Source organism: Streptomyces sp. NPDC054770, from assembly GCF_053611985.1.
Genome location: NZ_JBSHBL010000001.1, coordinates 175,946 through 199,019 on the forward strand (window position 1 = coordinate 175,946; position 23,074 = coordinate 199,019).

The 23,074-nt window shown below is 72.0% G+C and carries 16 protein-coding genes and 2 pseudogenes; 5 read left to right on the forward strand and 13 right to left on the reverse strand.

Annotated elements, in window-relative coordinates; translation table 11 throughout:
• Positions 1 to 43 precede the first annotated feature (43 nt).
• From ACWGKQ_RS00790 to ACWGKQ_RS00810, 5 genes and pseudogenes are all read right to left on the reverse strand, one after another.
• Positions 44 to 1,696 carry a polyamine aminopropyltransferase gene (locus tag ACWGKQ_RS00790; RefSeq protein ID WP_453289689.1) on the reverse strand — a complete coding sequence of 551 codons (1,653 nt, stop codon included), beginning with the start codon at positions 1,694 to 1,696 and terminating at the stop codon, positions 44 to 46.
• Positions 1,697 to 1,781: 85 nt separating this feature from the next.
• The gene (locus ACWGKQ_RS00795) at positions 1,782 to 2,312 is read right to left on the reverse strand and encodes a DUF2617 family protein (protein ID WP_453289690.1); all 531 of its coding nucleotides are present in this window, start codon (positions 2,310 to 2,312) and stop codon (positions 1,782 to 1,784) included.
• Positions 2,313 to 2,642: 330 nt separating this feature from the next.
• Positions 2,643 to 2,945: a hypothetical protein gene (locus tag ACWGKQ_RS00800; RefSeq protein ID WP_453289691.1), complete on the reverse strand. Its 303-nt coding sequence runs from the start codon at positions 2,943 to 2,945 to the stop codon at positions 2,643 to 2,645.
• Positions 2,946 to 3,242: 297 nt separating this feature from the next.
• The gene (locus ACWGKQ_RS00805) at positions 3,243 to 3,761 is read right to left on the reverse strand and encodes a hypothetical protein (protein WP_453289692.1); all 519 of its coding nucleotides are present in this window, start codon (positions 3,759 to 3,761) and stop codon (positions 3,243 to 3,245) included.
• Positions 3,762 to 3,935: 174 nt separating this feature from the next.
• Positions 3,936 to 4,697: pseudogene (locus ACWGKQ_RS00810) on the reverse strand (tyrosine-type recombinase/integrase); the annotation flags it as partial.
• A 12-nt stretch (positions 4,698 to 4,709) separates the two neighbouring features.
• Between ACWGKQ_RS00810 and ACWGKQ_RS00815 the strand changes: the two are divergent.
• Positions 4,710 to 4,943: pseudogene (locus ACWGKQ_RS00815) on the forward strand (UTRA domain-containing protein); the annotation flags it as partial.
• Between the two features lie 1,438 nt (positions 4,944 to 6,381).
• Here the strand turns inward: ACWGKQ_RS00815 and ACWGKQ_RS00820 are convergent.
• On the reverse strand, positions 6,382 to 6,972 hold the full coding sequence (locus tag ACWGKQ_RS00820) for a hypothetical protein (protein WP_453289693.1): 591 nt from the start codon (positions 6,970 to 6,972) through the stop codon (positions 6,382 to 6,384).
• Positions 6,973 to 7,421: 449 nt separating this feature from the next.
• Here ACWGKQ_RS00820 and ACWGKQ_RS00825 point away from each other — a divergent pair, with 449 nt between their 5' ends.
• The 4 genes from ACWGKQ_RS00825 (at position 7,422) to ACWGKQ_RS00840 (ending at position 12,474) form a co-directional block, all read left to right on the forward strand.
• Positions 7,422 to 7,613, forward strand: a complete 192-nt coding sequence (locus ACWGKQ_RS00825) for a hypothetical protein (RefSeq protein WP_453289694.1) — start codon at positions 7,422 to 7,424, stop codon at positions 7,611 to 7,613.
• A gap of 171 nt (positions 7,614 to 7,784) precedes the next feature.
• Entirely contained in the window at positions 7,785 to 8,975 is a 1,191-nt protein-coding gene (locus ACWGKQ_RS00830) for a pyridoxal phosphate-dependent aminotransferase (RefSeq protein WP_453289695.1), read from the forward strand.
• 183 nt (positions 8,976 to 9,158) lie between these two features.
• Positions 9,159 to 11,165 (forward strand): hypothetical protein, encoded by a 2,007-nt coding sequence (locus ACWGKQ_RS00835; protein ID WP_453289696.1) that lies wholly within the window; start codon positions 9,159 to 9,161, stop codon positions 11,163 to 11,165.
• A 127-nt stretch (positions 11,166 to 11,292) separates the two neighbouring features.
• Positions 11,293 to 12,474: a hypothetical protein gene (locus ACWGKQ_RS00840; RefSeq protein ID WP_453289697.1), complete on the forward strand. Its 1,182-nt coding sequence runs from the start codon at positions 11,293 to 11,295 to the stop codon at positions 12,472 to 12,474.
• Between the two features lie 9 nt (positions 12,475 to 12,483).
• On the opposite strand, the gene ACWGKQ_RS00845 is transcribed toward ACWGKQ_RS00840, so the two are convergent.
• From ACWGKQ_RS00845 to ACWGKQ_RS00875, 7 genes are all read right to left on the reverse strand, one after another.
• Entirely contained in the window at positions 12,484 to 13,011 is a 528-nt protein-coding gene (locus ACWGKQ_RS00845; protein WP_453289698.1) for a YbjN domain-containing protein, read from the reverse strand.
• Between the two features lie 74 nt (positions 13,012 to 13,085).
• A complete protein-coding gene (locus ACWGKQ_RS00850; RefSeq protein WP_453289699.1) occupies positions 13,086 to 14,633 on the reverse strand; it encodes an amino acid adenylation domain-containing protein in 1,548 nt (515 codons plus the stop codon).
• Positions 14,626 to 16,257, reverse strand: a complete 1,632-nt coding sequence (locus tag ACWGKQ_RS00855) for an ABC transporter substrate-binding protein (protein ID WP_453289700.1) — start codon at positions 16,255 to 16,257, stop codon at positions 14,626 to 14,628. The genes ACWGKQ_RS00850 and ACWGKQ_RS00855 overlap by 8 nt, the downstream gene beginning before the upstream one ends.
• 52 nt (positions 16,258 to 16,309) lie before the next feature.
• On the reverse strand, positions 16,310 to 17,371 hold the full coding sequence (locus ACWGKQ_RS00860; protein ID WP_453289701.1) for a MupA/Atu3671 family FMN-dependent luciferase-like monooxygenase: 1,062 nt from the start codon (positions 17,369 to 17,371) through the stop codon (positions 16,310 to 16,312).
• A 35-nt stretch (positions 17,372 to 17,406) separates the two neighbouring features.
• Positions 17,407 to 17,613 (reverse strand): MbtH family protein, encoded by a 207-nt coding sequence (locus ACWGKQ_RS00865; RefSeq protein ID WP_453289702.1) that lies wholly within the window; start codon positions 17,611 to 17,613, stop codon positions 17,407 to 17,409.
• Positions 17,613 to 18,944 (reverse strand): MFS transporter, encoded by a 1,332-nt coding sequence (locus ACWGKQ_RS00870; RefSeq protein WP_453289703.1) that lies wholly within the window; start codon positions 18,942 to 18,944, stop codon positions 17,613 to 17,615. The genes ACWGKQ_RS00865 and ACWGKQ_RS00870 overlap by 1 nt, the downstream gene beginning before the upstream one ends.
• Before the next feature lie 53 nt (positions 18,945 to 18,997).
• On the reverse strand, positions 18,998 to 23,047 hold the full coding sequence (locus ACWGKQ_RS00875) for a non-ribosomal peptide synthetase (RefSeq protein WP_453289704.1): 4,050 nt from the start codon (positions 23,045 to 23,047) through the stop codon (positions 18,998 to 19,000).
• Positions 23,048 to 23,074: the final 27 nt, after the last annotated feature.

Genomic DNA, 23,074 nt, shown 5'->3' on the forward strand with positions numbered 1-23,074 from the left:
GGCACGCTGCGCGCCTCCTTGACGACCGGGGCGCGTCACCACGTCAGTACCTCGGGTGCACCAGCGTCGAGGGCGGCGGCAGTCCGGCCGCCGGTGCCGGCAGCGCGTCCTCCCGCAGGGTCCGCTCGGTCAGCGTCCGCAGTCGCGGGCCGCCGGCCGGGAGCCGCAACGGCGGGGCCCGGGATCCCGGCGTCGCCAGGATGAAGCCCCAGTCGTGCGGCGCCCGGGACTCGCCCGCCGAGCGGTCCGGGCCCGGGGCGAAGCCGGCGTCGTGGCCGAGGACGCGGTAGGGGGTGGTGGCCAGGCCGGCGGCCCGGATGGTCGCGGCGACCGTCCAGAAGGCGCGGGGGCGGCCCTGGACCGGCCCGGCGTGCACGACCAGACGGCCGCCGGGGGCGAGGGCGCGGCGGGCCAGGCCGTAGAACTCCTGGGAGTACAGCTTGGTGCTGGCGGTGATGCCGGGGTCGGGCAGGTCGGCGACGACGACGACGTAACCGGAGTGGCCGGAGCGGCCGATGCCAGGGGCGTCGCGCAGCCACTGGAAGGCGTCGGCGGTGAACACGTGGACGCGGGGGTCGTCGTAGACGTGGCCGTTGAGCGCGGCGAGGGCGGGGTCGTGGCGGGCGAGCCGGACCAGGCCCGCGTCGAGCTCGACGATGTCGACGCGGTCGACGCCGGTGTGCCGCAGCACCTCACGGGCGGCCATGCCGTCGCCGCCGCCGAGGATCAGCACGCGCGCGTGCGGGCCGCTCATCGCGGGGTGGACGAGGGCTTCGTGGTACCGGCGTTCGTCGCGGCCGCCGACCCGCAGCCGGCCGTCCAGGAAGAGGTCGAGGGGGCGGCCGCGGGTGCCGCCGGTGAGGACGATCTCCTGGACGTCCGTCTGGAGGGCGACCCGGACGTCGGCGCCGTAGACGGCGTGCCGCGCGGCCCGTTCGAAGTCGCCGACGAGGACGGCGGCGGAGGCGAGGACGCCGAGGACGGTGACGTTGGCGACGAGGAGGGTCCAGCGGGCCCGGCGGGACAGGTCGCGGCGGAACAGGCCGAGGACCAGGGTGCCCCCGGCGACGACGTTGACCGTGCCGGTGAGCAGGGTCCCCGTCAGCTGGCCGAGGAAGGGCAGCAGCAGGAACGGGAAGGCCAGGCCGCCGACGAGGGCGCCGACGTAGTCCGCCGCGAACAGGTCGGCCACCGCGCCGCCCGCGTCCTGGCGGCGGATGCGCTGGATGAGCTCCATCAGCAGCGGCACCTCGGCGCCGATCAGCAGGCCGATGGCGAGGGAGAAGGCGACCAGGAGGCAGCGCGGCCCTGTGGCCCACAGGCCGCCCCAGTCGCCGGTCCAGGCGAAGACGGCGTACAGGGCCATCGCGCTGCACCCGCCGACCAGCGCCAGCGCGGCCTCCACCGCGGCGAACCCGGCGGCCGCGTGCCAGCGCAGCCGTTTCGCGGCGAGGGAGCCGACGCCCATCGCGAAGACCATCACGGACAGCACGACGGAGGCCTGGGTGACCGAGTCACCGATCAAGTACGAGGCGAGGGCGACCAGTTCGAGTTCGTACACCAATCCGCAGGCCGCGCAGACGAACGCGCACGCCAGGACCAGGAGGCGGCCCGTCCCCGGCCGCACGGGCAGCGGCGCGGGGGCGCCCCAGGGCGGCGGTGTGCCGGGAGGGGCGGGTGCGTGCGGATCGATCACTCTGCGACGTTACGTCACTCGCTCGGTACGCTTCGTCACCCACACGTGTGGAACTCAGGGCCCTTTGACGCCTCGTTGGTTTATGTCATCCGCCCACGGGGTGGGGCACCGGAACCCTTACGCCGACCCGGGTCCGGGTCGCCACCAGCTGGCCGTCCTGCGGGTACGCGTGCCAGGTCCGCCAGTGCACCTGGCCCTGGTGGCGCTGGGCCAGCATCGCCGTGAACGCGTGCGGGCTGCCCGGGAAGACCCCGGCGAGGCCGTACGGATGCTCGGAGACCAGGGCCAGCAGTTCCTGGGCGCGGCCCGCGAAGGAGCCCGGTGACAGCACCTCGACGCGGGCCGCGAACTCGTACTCCCAGTCGCCGTTGCGCTTGGCGACCCCGAGCGGCAGGGGGGTGCTGGACCCCGCGATGCACGCCACCGTCTCCGAACAGCCGCCGCACTCCTCCTCCAGGAGCACCTGGTGGGACGCGCCGAGCAGTCTCAACTGCAACTTCGCCCCGGTCAGCTCCAGGTCGAGGGTGGCCAGGGCGGGCAGCGGCTCGCGCCCCAGGGCCCAGGCGAGGTCGGCCGCGCGCGTATCGGTGTAGGAGGTGTGAAGGGTCGTGAGCATGGATCGGCTCCGCTAACACGCAAAAGACGGGGAGTGTGGTCCGGCGCGCCTCGGTCGACACCGGGAAATCGGCCCGGCCGGCCCAGCCGGGGAGGGGTGTCGTCAGGACGTCCGAGGCGCTGCTTTGGTGATTTAGAGGGAATCATGAACTGTGGCGCTGCCACAGCGTTTTTACCCAACTTCGTGGGGTTTCCATCCCTCAGAGGGCTCCACAGCTCAACTGTTCAACCGTGTTGTGCGCCCCACTGCTTCCGGCGCACGCCGGGGCGCCCGGCGAGAGCTCCCCGCTCTCCGTCCGGACGCCCGGTCCCCCGCCGCCCGTGGGGCGGCTCAGTTGCCCCCGCCGCAGCCGCCCCCGCCGCACGACGAGCCGCCCCCGCAGGACGATCCGCCGCAGGAGGAGTGCCCGCCGCCGCAGGAGTGGTGGCCGCCGCCGTGATGACCGCCGTGCGAGGACGACGACCCCGAGTCCCCGGCCCACCAGCTGCCGGAGCTGTCGTAGGACGAGGAGGACGACGAGGAGGACCCGCCCCCGCGGTACGCCCCCTTGGCCCCTCCGACACCGCGGACCACCGCCGCGATGATCCCGAAGCACACGACCGCGACCACCACCACGATGAAGACCGTGCCCATGGCGTCACCTGCTTTCCGTTCCCCCGAGGGCGACCCCCCGTGGGCGCCCCGGCCGCCGTGCGAGCACGGCGTGGACTGGGGATGCCCGGCCGCCGCGACGGCCAAAGCGGAGTTGAGGAACTTCTGAGGGTCCTAGCATGGAAATGGCCCCTGACCTGCGCACATACGCAGTTCAGGGGCTGACCGGATGTCGCTGGGCCGTCTGCGGGCCGTGTTCATCCTGCATGACGTGCTCAGTGGACTACCGCCAGTTGGCATGCAGAGACGAACCGGCAGCATCCGAGGACTGGCTGCCCGTCAGGTCACGCCGTTGTAGCAAATCACCTCGGCGGTGAGTGTCTGAGGCCCACTACCGGTGTTTTTGGCGACCACCGTCCAACCGCTCGGATTCGGGACGACACCCGCCTGAAATGCAGACGCCGTTACCTGCCAGGAGTCACCCGACGCGACACGAAAACCGCCGCCTGTGGGCGTCTTCCCATTCGGGCAGATCGCACTCGCAATAGCTACCTCGCCAGGCTGCGCGGTAGCGGACCCGAATTCATGGTCAAACCCTGCCAAACCGCTGCCACTCGGGGGTGGCGTTGTCCCCGTTGCAGAAGCGGACTGGCTGCAGTTGATGTTTTGGTTGCCGGTGATGGAGTTGCCATGGCCCACCTGCCCCGCCGGAAAACACGCGAGGGTGATGGAGGGTGTATTGAGAAGACCGAGGCCGAGCAACCCCCCGTCACTGTCTGCGTGGGCGGTAGCGCCGCCGAGGAGCATGGCCGTTGCGACGGCAGCGCAAATAGTGCTGATGGTCTTGACTGGCTTCACTCGCTTGTCCTTGCTGGGTAGTGACGTACGCCGAGGCAGCTACTCGCTTGGCGCTTGGGCTACCAGAAAGGGTGTCGAGTGGGTTGATCGCTCCCACGTTCACCACACACGATCCGCGAAGGCTTCGCCCGTTCAGCGTTGGCGATAACGCCGGATGGCCTAGGCCAGGCTGCCTCACTCTGTCTGCTGCGGGCCCTGGTCCTTCCCGGAACTGCGCTGAAACACCATGTCGATAGCGCGGCGGGCACGCTGGCGACTGTCGGGCATCAGGTGGGCGTACACCCGCAGCGTCGTCGCCGGGTCTGCATGCCCCATGTACTCACTGACTGCCTTGATGTTCTCGCCGGCGTCCAACAGCGCCGAGGCGTAGAAGTGCCTCAGGGCACGCATCCCGTGCTCGCGCGCCGAGTCGTACTTGCCGTTGTCATCCGCTTCCGGGATGAGGCCGGCGGCCGCCAGGGCAGGCTTCCACTCCTTGCCGTTGAAGTTGCTGCGCCACACCATGCCGCCCTGCTCGGCCGTGAAGATCAGACGGGCGGACACCTTCGGCCCCTCCGGTACGTCCCACGGCAACGTGATCTCTACGGGCTTGAAGGCGTCCATGTGCGCACGGAGCACTTCGGCAACGTGATCGGGCAACGGCACGTCCCGCTTCCTGCCTCCCTCGGGGAGCGCGAACACCGGGTGCCCTTCCACGTGCTTGATCTGCCGGACCACGTGCAGCGTGCGCCCATCAGCGTCGATGGCGTCTTCCGCCAGGCCGAACACCTCCCCCTGGCGCAGACCGCAGCCGGCGCCCACGTCGACCATCGCTCGGTATCGTTCAAGGAGCGCGGCTCGAACAGCGAACACCTGTGCAGGCACCCAGGGGACCACCCGTGATGGCTCAGCCTTCGGACGTCGCACGGTCCGAGCGCTGCACGGATTGCGTGACAGCAGGGTGTAGCAGGCGGGATTTATGCCCGCCTCGCCGAACTCGGCTACAAGCCTGTGCACTTCCGTGAGGAGATCCGCTCGCGCATGCCCTCGAAGGACGAGGCTTCGCAGTTGGGTATCTCCTCCGGTACGCCCGTCATCCTGATCTGCCGGACCGCGTTCGCAGACGAAGGGCGCCCGGTCGAGATCAACGAGATGACCTTGGACGCGGCCTCTTACATCCTGGAGTACGACTTCGACGCGTAGGCCGACGCGGATCTTGTTACAGGTTTCTCTGCCTCATCAAGCCCCGCCCGTTGGGCGGGGAGGGTGGTCCCTTCCCACCACGGCCCGCAGCGTCCAACGAAGCTCCCAGCCGTCGCGCACCTGGGATAACAGGACCCGACAGCAACCGTAAGGTTCCTCAGCTCTCCCACGCTTCACAGCCCCCTCACGGCTTCCACCTCAACCCCCTTGGATCGCAGGCCCGCAGCGGCACGGGACAGCGGCGGGGGCTCTTGGCCCTTCGGCCATCCGGTCGCGCTGTCCCTATCGGCTTTCGACCGTCGCTGCGTTGATCACACACCCCCGGCCCGCACTGCGGGCCGGCGCGCGGCTCGGGACTCGGGCCTTCGCTCCTGCCTTCGGCCCGCGCCGGCCCGGCCCCGGCCCCGCGCCACCTTCGATGCCCCGGGGTGATCACGCTTCACACTCCGATCCCGCCAAGGGCCGATGCACCGGAGCGAGCCTGATTCCCCACCCATGACCCACACCACCAGGCCCGACCTGAGGGAAAGGGCATTGCCACACGGGATTACTTGCATGATCTGCCACAGACCAACAGACGCTTTGAACCCAAGAACAGGTACGCGACGGCTGGGAGCTTCGTTGGACGCTGCGGGCCGTGGTGGGAAGGGACCGTGCTGGCTGGGGAGGCCGCTCCGAGACTTTAAGGTCTGCCGACCTGAGGGGCCCCTCCGAGAGCAAGAAAGGGGGCCGAGTGCCTGCTTCGCACGGTGAGGATCAATGACCCTCTCCATTGGATCAAGTGTAATAGCCCCCTTTCATGCTCTCGCCCCACAGATCACCAGACCTCAAACCCTCTCCCCCGACCCGTGCGCACGATCACGAAGTGGGTGGTTTCACGTGAAACACCGACGGGGCTCAACTCACCTGTTTTCAGGTGGAGTTGGGATCATTCCCGTACGGTCGAGGTCGTCTCATCCGCACCCTGCGCAAGGCCCGTGCCAACTAGTCACCGGGCGCGGTCACGCATGGATGGTGCGCGCATCCGTCCCGCGGTAGGGCATGGATTCCCCAATGGATGCCGAACGCCACGGCTGCCGCGGCTGCCAGGAAGACCAAGGCGTGGGCCGATCTGGCCCACCAGGCGTCCCACCTTCTGACAGTCAGCGCCAAGACCACGACGACTAGCCCCGAGAGGATCACGGCGGCTATGGCGAGGCCTGCTATGAGCACCTGATACATGAGATGACAATGCCCGCCCACGCCCGTGCCCATCCTCGATTCTGAGGTGCGGCGAGAGGCTCATCCGGGCCCTGGGCCGGGCCGTCTGTGGGCCGTCCGACAGCAGCCAACGACGACAGTTACCGACCGTTCTCCCCCCTGGCCAGAGACGGTGCGTTGGATGCCGCCGCAGGTACCAACCCCCGGACGTAAGTTGACGAAGACGTTAGTTCCGGAGTTAGAAGGCCAGGTCAAGGACGCTCTGCACCACTAGCCCAAGAGCAACGCAGAAAAGCCCGAGCACCTGCTCACGCAAGCCTCGAATCGTGGCCCGCTTCGACTCCTGATCAATGTTGGCGATACGAGCCTGAGGATCTTCCCCTAGGAGCTGGTCTTCCTGGCCTCGGACTTTCGCCTCCTCGCCCAGATCGTGTTGCACGTCCTGGGCAAGCTTGAAGACACGGTTCAAGCGGTTCTCAATCTCGACCCTGAAGGCCTCGGCATCCAGCATGGGGTCCGGCAGCCGGCCGAACTGAACGAGCCCGCTGGCGCTCCCCGCAAACTCGATGGACAGAGCCGTACCAAGAACGTGAGTCACGACCGGTCGAGGGCGTCGAAGGAGACGCCGAAGCAGGCGTTCAAGGGCAGTCCGAACCTGCCGGGCCACTTCGACTTCAGTCGCCAGCACGCTGCTGAAGAAGCGATCGCCGGGAAGCTGAGGAGTCCTTGAACGTCTTGTAGAGGCCAGTCGCAGCCGCAACCAACCCGAGCGTTTGAAGCAGGATGCTAAAGATCGTGAGCGCAGTTTCGAGCACCGGATCATCTTCATTCTCTGACCGTGATCAAGTGTGCTGATCACGCAAACTGTCGGGGCCTGCCAGGCCACGCAGTCCGCCGAGCGATCGCCGTGTGGCGCGCGGCTCTTGCCAGGTCAGAGCGCTTCTTTGGTTGGGGTAACCGGCTCGCCCGATTTACGTACTACAGGCAAAACACTCCACGGAGAAGTGACCCACTCGTCAGCGGCCCCGGGGCGTGCCACTGTCGTGCCAGAACGAGCGGGGACTCGCGGGGAACCGGAGCGCCTAGAAGGGCAACGGCAGAAGATCGGCCAGGGTGAGGAACCCGCAGGTCACACCCCCGATCGCCCAACCTCGCTCCCAAACTGGTGCTCCAGGATCCGGGCATGCCAGCGCTTGGCCGGTTCATCAACACTGCCGGCCAGGTCACTCCATCGGTCACGTTGGCATGGGTGGACCAGGGATGGCATAGGGTCGAAACATGGTGCAAATCAGTGATGTTGCCAAGATCCGACAACGGTGGATCGACGCCGGAAGTCCGGCATGCGAGCGCCATAATCTCGATCAGGAGTTCCACCTGGGGGCACGCGACACCGACTGGGCATGTCTGAACTGCGGCGAGGAGTTCAGCCGACAGGAAGCCCGCGCCATGCGCGAGGCCGACGGCAACTGACGACATGTGGGCCGCCCTCGGGCCGTCTCCGGGCCGTCCGAGGGTGGCCGACGACGACCAACGTCGACAGATGACACCAGTCCTCGCCCAGCTCAGAGGGGCCGCATCGGGTATCGCCGCAGACACCACGCCCCGAACGTAAGTTGAGGAACTCCAGAGCTTGGGCGCAGGATGACCGGCATGACCTCCAGCGAACGCCCGCTCCTGAACCGCCGGCTGGCCGAGTTCGGCACCACGATCTTCGCCGAGATGTCCGCCCTCGCCCTCAGCACCGGCTCCATCAACCTGGGCCAGGGCTTCCCGGACACCGACGGCCCGGAGGAGGTCCGCGAGGCGGCCGTGCGGGCGCTGCGCGAGGGCCGCGGCAACCAGTACCCGCCGGGCCCGGGCGTCCCCGAGCTGCGCACCGCGATCGCCGCGCACCAGCAGCGCAGGTACGGGCTCGCGTACGACCCCGACACCGAGGTCCTGGTCACGGCGGGCGCCACGGAAGCCATCGCGGCCGCCCTGCTCGCCCTCCTCGAACCCGGTGACGAGGTCGTCGCCCTGGAGCCGTACTACGACTCCTACGCGGCCAGCATCGCGATGGCCGGCGGCACCCGGGTCCCGGTCACCCTGCGCCCCGACGCCGGCGCCTTCCGCCTTGACCTCGACGAGCTGCGCGCCGCCGTCACCCCGCGCACCCGCCTCCTCCTGATCAACACCCCGCACAACCCGACCGGCACGGTCCTCACCCGCGCCGAGCTGACCGCGATCGCCGAGCTCGCGGTGGAGCGGGACCTGCTGGTCGTCACCGACGAGGTGTACGAGCACCTGGTCTACGACGCCGCCGAGCACATCCCGCTCGCCACCCTCCCCGGCATGCGGGAGCGCACCGTCACCATCGGCTCGGCCGGCAAGACCTTCTCCTTCACCGGCTGGAAGGTCGGCTGGGTGACCTCGACACCGGAGCTGGTCACCGCCGTGCGCTCGGCGAAGCAGTTCCTGACGTACGTCGCCTCGGGCCCCTTCCAGTACGCGGTCGCCGAGGCCCTCGCCCTGCCCGACGCGTACTTCGACGGCCTGCGCGCCGACCTGCGCCGCAAGCGCGACCTGCTCGGCGACGGGCTGCGGGCGGCCGGGTTCGAGGTCTACCGTCCGCAGGGCACGTACTTCATCACCACCGACATCACCCCCTTCGGCGAGAAGGACGCCTACGCATTCTGCCGTGCCCTCCCCGAACGCTGCGGCGTCGTCGCCATCCCGAACTCCGTCTTCTACGACGACCGCGACGCCGGCCGCAGCCAGGTCCGCTTCGCCTTCTGCAAGAAGGACGACGTCCTCCAGGAGGCGGCCGGCCGCTTGCGGCGCCTGACGTCCTGAACAGGCGGGGGACGGGCTTTCCACTCCTCGGGACGGCCGGCGAATTTCTTGACACGCACCCGGAGCCCATTCAGGATCTTCACGCTGCCGCCACACCGGCCGGCCACTCCCCGTCCGTGACACCGTGCCCCGGGGACGGCCTGCGCTCCGCACCAGGAGCAGGGCAGGCCCAGGAGGAGAGACGTGGGTATATCCCGATCTGCCAGGTCGTTCGCCGTGGCCGCGAGTGCCGCCGTGCTGTGCGCCGTCGCGCCCGCGCCGGCCGCTGTCGCGGACGACACCGGTGCCGTGATCACGTTCGACGGCATCTCCTCGGACGCCGGAGGCGACGGCACGGTCAGCGCCGGGCAGACGATCACCGGCACGACGGAGGTCACCTTCACGGTGCACGCGGACCCGGACGACGAGCCGACCGAGGCCGTGGTCAGCATCACCGGCGGCACCGAGTACCAGGGCACCGGCACGGTCAGGCAGACCTTCGGTCTGAACCCGGGAGACTGCCTGCCCTCCTGCACCCTGCACGCGACCCTGGACACCGCCGCCACCCAGCAGTTCGGGGGCTCCGCGAACGGGGTGGCCGCGCCGCTGGTGAACGACGGCGCGAACACCGTCCACATCGAGGTGGACAGCCCCCGCCCGCGGACCGTCACGGCCGACACCGCCGTCACCGTCGACAACGGCCGGCCGGTCGTCACCCTGCCCGACCTGCCCGGCGCCGACGCCTGGACCACCCGCAAGCCCGTGGGCCTGACCGCGGACGACGAGTTGTCGCTGCGCGCCACCGCGACCGGTGACAACGGCGTCTCGCGCGTGCGCTACTTCAGCTCCAGCAGAGTCTGGCCCGCCCCCGCCGACCTGACCGCCCCGGCAAGCGGCGCGACGTGGACCACCGCACTGGACACGAGTGCGGTCCCGGCCGGCCTGTACGCGGGAGGCGTCTACGTCGTGGCCTACGACAAGGACGGCCGCGCGGGTTCCCCGGTCCGGGCCGACACCCTGGTCGACCACGGCTTCACGATCACGCCGAAGCTCGGCACCGTCATCCGCCCGGACGAGACCCCGGTGAGCGTGACCTACGCCTACCCGTCGGCGCTCGACAAGACGTTCCCGTCCGACCTCAACTACGCCTACCCGGTCAGCACCACCGTGTCGCTGGACGGCAAGGCGCAGGCGACGACGCCGGTCGGCGCCTCCACCTACGAGGGCAACACCGAGGGCTTCCTCGCCGACCTCGGACAGCTCCCCTACGGCACCCACACGCTGACGTTCGACACGGTCGACAACCGCGGCGCCCACGGCCGGGCGGACCTGCCGGTCAGGGTGGTCTCCGAGGTCACGCCGACCTGGACGGACGGCTTCCAGGACTTCCCCGTGGCGGGCAGCGACTGGAAGACCGCCGCCACCACGTCCGCCGCCGACGGCGTCAGCCGGGCCGAGCACTGGACCCTCGACGTCGACGGCACGACCGTCGCCACCGGCAGCTATCCCGCGCAGCCCGCCGGCACCTGGAAGACCACGACCACCGGCGTGCACGACGTCACGCTGACCATCGTCTCCCAGTACGGCGACACCACCGTGCAGAGCCGGCCGCTCCGCGTGGTGGCCGCCACGACCACCCAGCTGACCGGCCCGGCCACCAGCACCTACGGCGGCAAGGCGACCTTCACCGCCACCGTGACCCGGACCGGCGCGAAGCCCGCGGCCGGCGCCAAGGTCACCTTCCAGTACAAGCGGGCGGGAACCACCACCTGGAAGACCCAGGGGACCGTCACCGCGGACAGCGCGGGCAAGGCCGCCTACACCACGACCGCCAAGTACAACGGCGCCTGGCGTGCCGTCACCGCGGCCAAGAACCTGACGTGGACGTCCTCGACCAGCAAGACCCTGAGCTCGCACGTCAGGGCCGTACTCACGGTCAGCGGGCCGGCCGCCAAGGCGGTCCACGGCAGGCCCGTGTCCTTCACCGCGCACAGCTCCCCCTACGTCAAGGGGACCGCACTGCGCTTCCAGGCCCGCCAGAAGGACGGCACCTGGGTGACCCTCACCAGTGCCGCCCTCACCACCGGCGGCAGCGCCACCGCGAAGATCACCTTCTCGCGTGCGGGGACCTGGACGCTGCGGGCCTACCGCCCGGGCACCACCGACCTGACGGACACCTACTCCTCGTCCTGGACGGTCAAGGTCAGCTGATCCGGGGGCCGTCGTCCCACTCGGCGGGCACGATCGCGGCTGGCCCGTCGGCGCTCCCGGGCTCGGAGCTACCCCATCGGGCGTACATTTCTCGCACATCACCCCGATCCCCCGGCACTGTGCGAATGTGAGCCACGCCAGCACCGCCGCCCTCGCCCCGCCCGTCGCGCAGCAGCCCGGCGCGCGGCTGTCCCTCGTCGCCGCCGGCGGGGTCGCCGTGGGGCTGTTCGCGATGGCCCGGCTCACCGGGATGACCGTGCTCGCGGTGGCCGCCTGGGCGGGCGGCCGGCATCCGCTGACCCTGCTGGGCAGGTCGTGGGACGCGGCCTGGTACCTGGGGATCGCGGCGCACGGCTACGGCCGCACCCTGTACTTCGGCCCCGGCATCATCCACAGCGACCTGGCGTTCTTCCCGCTCTACCCGGCCCTGATCAGGACCCTGACCGCCGTCACCCCGCTCAGCGGGGCCGGTGCGGGGCTGCTGGTGTCGTGGGCGGCCGCCGCCGTCGCCGCGGCCGGGATCTACGCGGTGGGCGCCCGGCTGCACGGCCGCGCGGTGGCCACCGCGCTGGTGCTGCTCTGGGGCCTGCTCCCGCACTCCGTGGTGCTGTCCATGGCGTACACGGAGCCGGTCCTGACCGCCTTCGCCGCCTGGTCGCTGTACGCGGTGCTGGCCGGGAACTGGGTGTGGGCGGGTGCCCTGGCCACCCTGGCCGGGCTGTCCCGCCCGAACGGTTTCGCGGTCGCGGCGGCCGTCCTGCTGGCCGCCGCCTGCGAGCTGCGCCGCGCCCGCGGCCGGGTTGCCCACAGGCTGTGGACGGGCGCGGCGCTCGCCCCGCTCGGCTGGACGGCGTACGTCCTGTGGGTGGGGCGGCGCAGCGGGAACCGGCTGGGCGGCTACTTCGACGTACAGCGGCTGTGGGGCTCGCGCTTCGACTTCGGCCGGGGCTCGCTGGTCTTCGTCCGCACGCTGCTGCTGCGCGGCGACCGCTTCGTCTTCCCGATGGCCCTGGTGATCGTGGCCGCGGCGGTCGTCCTGTTCGCCCTGCTGGCCCTGGACCGCGCGCCGCTGCCGATCCTCGCCTACACCGCCGTACTCCTGCTGATCGCGCTCGGCGGCTCGGGCTTCTTCGAGTCGAAGCCGCGCTTCCTGCTGCCGGCCTTCCCGCTGCTGCTCCCGCTGGCCCGGGCGCTGGTCCGCACGGCGAGAGCCCGGCCCTGGCACGCGACGGTGGTGGTCGCGGCCCTGGCCGGGCTCTCGTTCGGCTACGGCACGTACCTCGTCGTGTACGCACGGACACCGCTGTAAGGGGACGGACTACTCGTCGTCCCCGGGCTCCTCGGCCTCGTTCACGGCCTCCTCCAGGCCGAGCTGCTCGACCAGCCACTTGTCGAACTCGATCGCGGCCCGCACCCAGCTGACCGTGGACGAGACGAAGTGGTTGATGTCGACGCCCGTGCCGATCAGCATCTGGGCCTCACCGATGAGGCGGACGGTGCCGTCGTCGTGGGTGTGGGTGTAGACCTTGGGCCACAGGGTCCGCCGGTTCCAGTCGTCGATCGACTCGAGCAGCTGCGGCTTCTCGTCGATCTTGTGGGGGCGGTCGTAGAACGTCCGCACCGAGAAGACGGCCTGCTCGTCCTCACCGCGGAACATGAAGTACGTACGGAACTGCTCCCACGGCGCCGCGAGGTCACCCTCGTCGTCGACGACGTACTTGAGCTCCATCTGGTCGAGGAGCTGCTTCACAAGATCCTGATCCGGGACGACGGGGCCCGCCGGTCCTTGGGGCTGCGGCTCGGGCTGGCCCCCGAAGTTCGGAATCGAGGACGGGTCGATGGTCACCGTGATTTTCCCTTCGTCTGGACGCCGCCATCCTCCCTCATGCGGGGAGGGGGGTGGCAACCCCGGCCCTGCCTTCAGCCGTGGGCTGACAGGATCCGCCCGACCGCGCGGCGGTCGATCTTCCGGTTGGCGTTCAGGGGGAAGGCGTCGAGGTGCGTGAAGCCGCGCGGCAGCATGTAGACGGGCAGGCGGCCTGCGAGGTGGGCGCGCAGCGCGAGGGGGTCCTGGGCGGTGCCGGTGTAGGCCGCCGCCAGGGACGGTTCGGGCTCCCCGGCCGGCCGCACCACGGCCACCACCGCCTCGGCGACCCCGGCGGCCGTGCGCAGGGCGGCCTCGATGTCGCCGAGCTCGACGCGGTGGCCGCGGATCTTCACCTGCTGGTCGAGCCGGCCCAGGTGCAGCAGCGCGCCGTCCGACCCGCGCCGTACCCGGTCGCCGGTGCGGTAGTACAGCTCCGCACCGGGCGCCGCCCGGTCGTCGTACACCGTGGCCCGGCCGCCGTCGAAGCGGACGAACCGGCCGGGGTTCTCGGCGGGGTCCAGATAGCCGGGGAAGCGCTGCGGACCGCGCAGGCACAGCTCGCCCTCGTCCGCCTCGCGGCCGTCGTCGTCCAGGACCAGGGCGTCGAGGTGCGGGTAGGGCGTGCCGATGGGGACCGTGCCGTTGGCGGTGGCCGGCCAGTGGGCGGGGTCGGCGGGCAGCCGGTACTGGGTGCAGGAGACGGTGAGCTCGGTGGGGCCGTAGAGGTTCTCCAGCACGCTGCCGGGGGCGGCCTCCCGCCAGGCGGCGGCCTGCTCCAGGGTGAGCGGTTCGCCGCCGAACAGGGTCCAGCGCAGCCCGGGCATGCTGTCCGGGGCCAGGTCGCGCAGCCGCCGGGCGTAGGTGATCACCGAGGGCACCGAGAACCAGTGGGTGACGCGGTGCTCGCGGATGAAGCGGGCGGGCCGGACCAGTTCGGAGCGGGCCGGTACGACGAGGGCCGCGCCGGTGCTCCAGGCGGTGAACATGTCCCAGGCCGTCGGGTCGAAGGTGAGGTCGAAGCTCTGCGAGACCCGGCTGCCGGGGCCGATGCCGTAGCGGTCCGTCGCGTGGTCGAGCATCGCCGCCGCGTTCCGCTGGAGGACCGGGACGCCCTTGGGGGTGCCGGTGGAGCCGGAGGTGAAGACGATGTACGCGATCGCGTCGGGGCTCGGCCGGTACGGAGGGAGATTCCCGGGCGGATCCCCGTCCTCGGTGAACGGCAGCACGGGGCAGGGGAATCCGGTGTGTTCCGCGTGTTCCGCGGCCGTCGGCTCCGCCAGCACCGCGTCCAGCCGGGCCGCCCGGGCGATCGCGGTCAGCCGGGCCGGGGCGACCTCCGGGCCCAGCGGCACCGCGGCCGCGCCCAGCCGCTGGGCGGCCAGGTAGCAGGCGTAGGCGGCGACGGTCCGGTTGGCCAGCACGCCGACGCGCTCCGGGTGCCGCCCGCCTAGCGCGCCGAGGATCCGGGCGGCGGTGTGCTCGGCGAGGCGGCGCAGCTCCGCGTAACCGAGGACCCGGCCGCCGGTCTCCAGTGCGGTGCGTCCGGGGTGGGCGTCGGCGGACGCGGCGAACCGTTCGTAGAGGGTGCGCTGGTCAGCCACGGCCGGCGTCCTCCGGTACGGGCGTCACGTACGCGTCGTAGTACACCGGCGTGCCGAGGAACGACGAGGTGAACACCCCGCCCACGCGCGGGCCCACGACCGCCAGGTACACATAGGAGAAGACCGGCACCAGCGGGACGTGCCGGGTCGTCAGGGTCTCGTCGAGGGCGGCCCACTCGGCGGCGGCGGGTTCGGCGGGCAGCGCGGAGATCCGGGCGATCTCGGCGTTGACGTCCGGGTCGTCGAGGTAGGTGTAGTCGGCGTTCCCGGTGGGGCGCAGGGTGCGGCCGTCGAACCCGGTGAGCAGGGTGGCGGCGCCGGGCCAGTCGGCGGCCTGGCCCATCAGGTAGAGGTCGAAGTCGTGGCCCCGGGTGAGGACCGTCGTGTTGTGCCGGGGCCGGTCGGTCGCCACCACCTCGACGGCGAGGCCCGCCGCCTCCAGGGAGCGGGCGACCGCCCGGGCCCCCGCCGTGAAGTAGGCGCCGTCGCGGCTGAGCAGCCGCAGCGTACGGCCGTCCCAGCCGTCCGGCAGGCCGCGCGGGCCGCCCGCGTGCGGGTCGGGGTAGGGGCGGTGGCCGAGGGTGGCCGGGGAGAGGATGGTGTGGGTGATCTCGCCCTGCGTGGCACCCGCCATCGCGTCGCGGACCGCCTCCTTGTCCAGGGCGCGGGCGATCTCCCGGCGGACCTCGACGTCCGTCACCCGGGCCGTGTTGATCGCCAGGTACCAGACCAGCGGGGTGCGGTCGCGGCGCAGCCGGGCCCCGAGGTCCGGGTCGGCGAGCAGCTGCGCGGCGACCTCCTCGGGCGCGTTGTTCTCGGCGACGGCGAAGGCGTCCGGGCCCTCCCCCGCGTGCGCGCGCCGGTTCTGGGCGGCCGAGTCGACGCCGAGTTCGAACTCGATGCGGTCCGGGTGGTCGTGCCGTACGGCGTCGGTGGCCGGGTCCCAGTGCGGGTTGCGTTCGAGGACCAGGCGCTCGCCGGCGAGGTGCCCGGTGATCCGGTACGGCCCCGAGGCGAGCGGTGCCTTGCCGTACGTCTCGCCGGTGTCGGTGTCGCGCGGGACCGGCACGGTGGTCACCAGGGCGGCGGCGAACGGCAGGTCGGGGCGCGGCTCGGGGAAGCGGAACACCAGGGTGCGCGCGCCGCGCACCTCCAGGCCCGGCACCGCGCCGGGGCCGTCGGTGAAGGGGCCCGCGTAGGGGCCGTTCGCGGCCAGCCAGTCCTGGAGGTGGCGGGGGCCGCCGGCCAGGCTCTCCTCGAAGGAGCGGGCGATGCCGTGGGCCACGTCGGCGGCGGTGATCTCGCGGCCGTCCTCGTAGCGCAGGCCCGCCTTGAGGGTGAACTCCCAGGTGCGGCCGTCGCCGTCGACGTCCCGGCCGGGGTGCTCGGCGAGGTCGCCGACCAGCCGCCAGCCGCCCGCGCCGTCCTCGGCGAACATCGTCAGCGTGCGGAAGAGGAGGTGGCCGAGCGCGGTGGCCTGGAGGGTCTGGATGCGCTGCGGGTCGAGGTGGTCGTGGTCGCCGTCGCGCAGCACGCGCAGGGTGCCGCCGCGCACGGCGCCCGGCACCGGGCGGGCCGGGCCCTGCGAGTCGCGCGGGTCCCGGGCGATGGATGTCCTGCTCATGGTCGTGCTCCGATTCGTGCGGGCGGGGTGCGGCCGTCGCTGCCGGGGGCGGTCACGCGGTGGCCTCGCGCAGCGTGTTCAGGTGCTCCAGGCCGGCCAGCACGGCGTCCTTGGCCACGCCGAAGTCGATCAGGCAGGCCAGTTCGTCGACGCCGGCCGCGCGGGCCCGCTCCACCACGGCCGCCGCCTGCGCCACCGTCCCGAACAACCCGCTGGTGCTGTAGTAGGTGTCGAAGGAGCGCCGGACCAGGAAGTCGATGTCGGACTCGCGGAGCTTGTCGGGGTCGAAGCCGGACAGGATGCTGCCGGCCGACCGGGCGATGAGCCCGAAGGAGCTCTTCAGGTACGCGGTGAACGGCTCCCGGACCGTCGCCTTCACCTGCTCCGGGTCCGCGCCGAGGTAGGTGTGCAGCATCAGGGCGACATGGCCCGGCCATCCGTCGTGGCCGGGGCGTTCGGCGAGCGCCTTGCGGTAGCGGGCGATCTTCTCGGCGAGCTGGTCGAAGTCCTGGCCGAGCAGGTGGGTGAGCACCCCGGCGCCCGCGGTGCCGGCCGCGCGGAAGGTCTCCGGGCCGCCCGCGCTGGTCACCCAGACCGGCAGTTCGGGCTGGACGGGCGGCGGGAAGACGCGTACCTCGGCCGGGTTGCCGGCGCCGTCGGTGACGGCGAGCGGCTCGCCCCGCCACAGGGCGCGCACCTGCTCCACGGCGTCGATGACGGCGGTCTTGCGGTCCGCGTAGCCCTCCGGGCGCAGCGCGAAGTCGACGGCGTTCCAGCCGGAGGCCAGGGACAGGCCCGCCCGGCCGCCGGAGAGGTTGTCGACGACCGACCACTCCTCGGCGATGCGCAGCGGATGGTGCAGCGGCGCGACCACGCTGCCCGCGCGGATCGCGACCCGCTCGGTGACGGTGGCGACGGCGGCACCGGTCACCGACGGGTTCGGGTAGAGCCCGCCGAACGGGTGGAAGTGGCGCTCGGGGGTCCATACGGCCGAAAAGCCGTGCGTGTCGGCGTACTTGGCGCCTTCGAGCAGCAGGTCGTAGCGGCCGCCGCCGCTGTCGCCGGCACGCTCGCCAACGCTGCCGTCGGCGAAGTAGAAGAGACTGAAGTCCATCTCGGGGCCTCTCGGGACGGGTGGGTCGGTGGCGGTCAGCGCAGGCTGAGGGGGCGCAGGTCGGTCCAGACGGTGCCGATGTGCGCGAGGGCCTCCTCGCGGCTGCCCTCGAACCCGGTGGCGCGCCAGCCGGTGGGCAGGGGCAGCGGGGCGGGCCACACCGAGTACTGCTCCTCGTGGTTGACGACCACGAGATGGCGGGGCGCGGTGGTGGCGTCGGCGGGGTGCTGGGGCTGGGTCATCAGGCTGCTGCTTCCTTGGAGTCGGACGTGTCGGAGGTGTCGGCCGGCAGCGGGGCCGGCAGCTCGTACCTGATCCGGGCCAGCGAGGACAGGCCCAGCGGGAGCAGGGCCGAGGACAGGCCGATCGCGGTGATCAGGACGGTGGCGCGCAGGCCGACCGCGCCGCCGAGGAAGCCGCCGACGAGGGCGCCGACGGGGGCGATGCCCATGGCGACGAAGCGGTTGGTGGCGGCCACCCGGCCCTGCAGGGAGTCGGGGGTGAGGGTCTGCCGGATGCTGAGCACGGTGACGTTGTTGGCGACGCCGAACGACGCGAACAGGAAGTTGATCAGCATCAGGGTGCCGACGGCCAGGAACCCGGAGCCGTGCACGGTGGAGAGGCCGAGCATGACGAGGTTGGCGATCGAGGCGGTGGTCAGCATGGTGCGGCCGTAGCCGAAGCGCTGCGGCAGCCGGCCCGCGAAGGCCGCGCCGACCAGGAAACCGGGGCCCAGCGCGGCCATCACCAGGCCGATCTCGCCCGCGGACAGGCCCAGCGTGCGCGGCATGAACTGGACGAAGGCGACCTCCAGCGCCGTGAAGGACAGGTTGAAGATCGAGGCCATGATCGTCATGGCACGCAGCGGCTCGTTGCCGAAGACGAACTTCAGGCCCGCCCACACCTCGCGCAGCGTCCCCGCCGGGGAGGCGTCCCCGGCGTGCTCGGCCCGGTCCTCCTTGTGCCGGATGGTGGTGATGGTCAGCGCGGACGCCAGGTAGGAGACGGCACCGGCCAGCACCGCGACGGGCGCGGTCAGCCACTGCACCAGCACCCCGCCGAGCGCGGGCCCGCCGATGGTGGCGGCGGACTGGCTGGCGCCCAGTGCCGAGTTGCCGGCGGTGAGCTGGTCGCGCTCCACCAGCCGGGGCAGATAGGCCTGCCCGGCCACGTCGAAGAGCACGCTGCCGCAGCCGGCCAGGAAGCCGAGCACGTAAAGCCAGCTGATGCCGAGCCGGTCGGTCCAGTACAGGACGGGTACGACCGACAGCACGAGGGCGCGGCCGAGGTCGGTGGCGATGAGGATGTTCCGGCGCCGGACCCGGTCCACGAGCACGCCCGCGAACAACGAGACCAGCAGGTACGGCAGTTTGACCACCGAGGTGAGCAGGCCGACCTGGGCCGAGCTGGCGGCCAGGGCCAGCACCGCGACCAGGGGCAGCGCGAGTTCGCTGATCTGGGCGGCGAACAGGGAGGCGGTCTGCCCGGTCCACAGCCGGGTGAAGTCGGCGTTGCGCCAGACGCTGGGGGCGGGCGGGGCGGCGGCTTCCCCGACGGTCGCGGCGTCGCTCATGAGGTGCTCCTACACAGGGGGTTGGTACTGCACGGGTTTCTGCGGGGGGGGAATCAGGACTCGGCGGGGACGCCGCGCGGGCGGCCGGCGGCCGCGTCCTCCAGGCGGCGCGCGACCTGGGGGACGTTGGGCTGTTCGAGCATGCTGAAGTGGTCGCCGGGCGACTCGTCGATCAGGAGGGTGCCGCCGACCCGCGGCTGCCAGCCCATGTGCCAGCCCTCGAACAGCTCGGTCTCGGCGCGGATCAGCACCGCGTCGCCGCGCAGCGGCTCGCGCGGGGTGTCGCGGTAGGCGAGCAGCGCGCGGGCGTGCCGGGTGTACAGCTGGACGAGCCGGCGCAGGTCCTCCACCGAGCGGGCGTCGGCCCGTTCGTCGCTGGTGCCCTGGGTGAGCCGGACGACGTGGGCGAGGCGGGCCTCGGGGTCGAGGGCCTCCAGTTCGGCCTCGGTGACGTCGAGCCGGCCGGCGAAGGCGCCGAGGATGGCGGCGGACTCGCTGGTGGCGTAGCGCGGCGGTACCGGGTCGTCGATGCTGGCGCTGATGATCGTCAGCATGCCGACCTCCTCGCCGGCGGCCTCCAGCTGGCGGGCCATCTCGTAGGAGACCATGCCGCCCATGCACCAGCCGCCCAGGAAGTACGGGCCCGCGGGCTGCACCGCGCGCACCTCGGAGAGGTAGAGCGCGGCGATCTCCTCGACGCTGTCCGGGCGGGGCACCTCGGGGCCCGCGTACTCGGGCGCCTGGAACGCGTACAGCGGGCGGTCCGGGTCGAGGACGTCGACGAGTTGGGAGTAGCAGAAGACGCTGCCGCCCAGCGGGTGCACCAGGAAGAACGGGGACTCGGTGCCGGTCGAGCGCAGCGGCACCAGCGTGGACGCGGCCTGCTGCCGTTCGCCGCTGACGATCTCGGCGAGCCGCTCGATCGTGCCGCCCTCGAACAGCGCGGCCACCGGCACCTCGACGTCGGTGATGTCGGGCAGCCGCATGATCACGCGGAGCGCGGAGATGGAGTTGCCGCCGAGGTCGAGGAAGGCGTCGGTGACACCGACCTCCGGGACGCCGAGGACGTCCCGCCAGATCGCCGCGATGGCCTCCTCGGTGGGGGTGCGGGGGGCGACGAAGGCGCCCGCGGTGGTCTCCTCGCGGCCGGGGGCGGGCAGCGCGAGCCGGTCGACCTTGCCGTTGGGGGTGAGCGGGAAGGCGTCCAGGACCACGAAGGCGCTGGGCACCATGTACTCGGGCAGGGCGGCGGCGGCCAGTTCGCGCAGCTCGGCCGCGCTCGGGACGGTGCCGCCCTCGGGGGTCTCGGGGGTCCCGGGGGTCCCGGGGGTCTCGGGGGTGAGGTAGGCGGCGAGGCGGGCGTCGCCGGGCTGGTCGTGCCGGGCCATGACCACCACCCGGCCGACGCCCGGGTGCCGGGCCAGCACGGTCTCGATCTCGCCGAGTTCGATGCGGAAGCCGCGCACCTTCACCTGGTGGTCGGAGCGGCCGAGGAACTCCAGCCGGCCGTCGGGCAGCCACCGGGCCACGTCACCGGTGCGGTACATCCGGGCGCCCGCCGGGCCGCCGTACGGGTCGGGCACGAAGCGGTCGGCGGTCAGGTCGCCGCGCCGGGAGTAGCCGCGGGCCAGTCCGTCGCCGGCGATGTAGAGGTCGCCGGGGACGCCGTCGGGGAGCGGGGCGAAGGACGCGTCGAGGACGTAGACGCGGGTGTTGGCGATCGGGCGGCCCAGGGTGACCGGCTCGCCGGGGCGCACCCGGTCCAGGGCGGACCAGATGGTGGTCTCGGTGGGCCCGTAGGCGTTCCACACCACCGGGAAGCGTGCGGTCAGCTCCTGCGCGAGGTCCTCGGGCAGCGCCTCGCCGCCGGAGATCACCCGCAGCCGCTCGTCGCCGCCGAGCCCGGCCTCCACCAGCAGCCGCCAGCTGGACGGGGTGGCCTGTACGACGGTCGCGCCGGACCCCTCGACCGCCGCGCGCAGCCGGGGTCCGTCCACCGCGATGTCCGGGGCGACGATCAGCTCGCCGCCGGAGAGCAGCGGCAGGTACACCTCCAGGGCGGCGATGTCGAACGACAGCGAGGTGACCGCCAGCAGCCGGTCCTCCTCGGTCAGTTCGAGGTCGCGGCCGAAGGAGAACAGCAGGTTGAGCAGGGCCCGGTGCGGGATCTGTACGCCCTTGGGGCGCCCGGTGGAACCCGAGGTGTAGATCGTGTACGCCAGGTGCTCCGGCCCGGCCTGCGGCAGCGGGTCGGTCTCCGGCCGGTCCGCGGCGACGGTGCGGTCCACCTCGACGACGGCGGTGCCCTCGGGCACGGCGGGCGGGGCGAGCCCGGCACCGGTCAGCAGGACCGGCACCCGGGCGTCGTCGAGCATGTACTCAAGGCGCTCGCGCGGATAACCGGGGTCCAGCGGGACATACGCGCCGCCCGCCTTCAGCACCGCGACGAGGGCCACCACCAGCTCGGCCGAGCGCTCCAGGTGGACGCCGACCAACGTGTCCGGGCCGACCCCGAGACCGCGCAGCTCGTGGGCGAGCCGGTTGGCCCAGGCGTTGAACTCGCCGTAGGTCAGGGTGGTGTCGCCGAACCGTACGGCGGTGCGGTCGGGGTGCTTGGCGGCCCGCTCGGCGAGCAGTTCGGGCAGGGTGCGGTCGAGGTCCCAGCCGGCCGCGGTGTCGTTCCACTCGGTGAACAGCAGGTCCAGGTCGGCGGCGCCGAGCAGCGGGGTGGCGTGCACGGCCGCGTGCGGGTCGGCGACGAGCGCGGCCAGCGCGCCGGCGTAGTAGCCGCCGACGGTGTCGATCCAGGCGGCGGTGAACTCGGCGGCGTCGTAGTTGATCCGCAGCCGGACCTCGCCGGTGACCGGGTCGGTGCCGAAGTTGGCGGTGAACGGGAAGTTGGTCTGCTCGAAGAACTCGCCGCCGGTGACCGCGAGGTGCTCCAGCTCCATGTCGTAGCTGCGGAAGCTGCGGTGGTCGACGACCGTCTCGAAGAACCCCGGCCGGCGCTGGTCCCGGAGCATCTGCGCCATCGGGTAGCGGCGGTGCGGCAGCGCCCCGCTCTCCGCGGCGTGCACCCGCCGGGCCAGCCCGGTCCAGGTGGTGCCGGTGACGTCGACGACCAGCGGGAGGGTGTTGAGGAACAGGCCGACGACCTGGTCGCCGTCGGCGGTCTCCGGACGGCCGTTGCCGACCAGGCCGGTGACGATCCGGCTCTGCCCGGACAGCAGGGACAGCACGCGGGCGTGGGCGGCGAACATCACCGACTTCACCGGCACCCGGGCCTCGGCGGCCACCGCGCGCAGCTTCTCCCCGAGCCCCGCGGGCAGCGGCACCTCGTGCACCCGGGCCTCGCGGACGGGGGCGAGCTCCGGGTCCGCGCGCCGGGGCAGCCCGGTGAAGTCGGTGTCCGCCAGCACGTCCGCCCAGTACGCGCGGGACTCATCACTGGCCAGCGCCTGCTGTTCCAGGGCCAGGAAGTCGCGGAACCGGGTGACCGGGGCGGTGGCCGGGTCGGGGCGGCCGGCCAGCCGGGCGTCGTAGCCGGTGATCAGCTGGGAGGTGACGAGGGACAGGCTCCAGCCGTCCAGGACCGCGTGGTGGAAGCTGAGGTTGAGCCGGAAGTCGTCGTCGGCGAAGACGTGCACGTGCAGGGTGAGCAGCGGGGCCCGGGTCAGGGTGAACGGCGTCGCCTTCTCCCGCTCGGTCCAGGCGGCCACCCGGCGCTCCTGCTCGGCCGGGTCGAGCCCGCGCAGGTCCGCCACGGTCAGCGGGGTCGCCACGGCCGCGTGCACCAGCTGCATCGGGGTGCTGAACCGGGTCAGGTCGAAGGAGCTGCGCAGGATGTCGGAGCGGGCGATCACCCCGGCGAGGGCGGCGCGCAGCGCGGCCTCGTCGAACCGGCCGGACAGCCGGACGGCGGAGATGTCGTGGTAGGTGGGGGTGTCGCCGTCGGCGTGGCTGTGGAACAGCATGCCGGACTGGAGGAGGGTCAGCGGATAGGCGTCGACGATCTCGGCGGTCTCGCTGCGGCCGGCGGGGTCGGCGGTCTCGGTGCGGTCTGCGATGTCGGTGCGGTCTGCGATGTCGTCGTGGGACGGCACGGGGTTCCTTCCGGAGTGTGTCTGGGG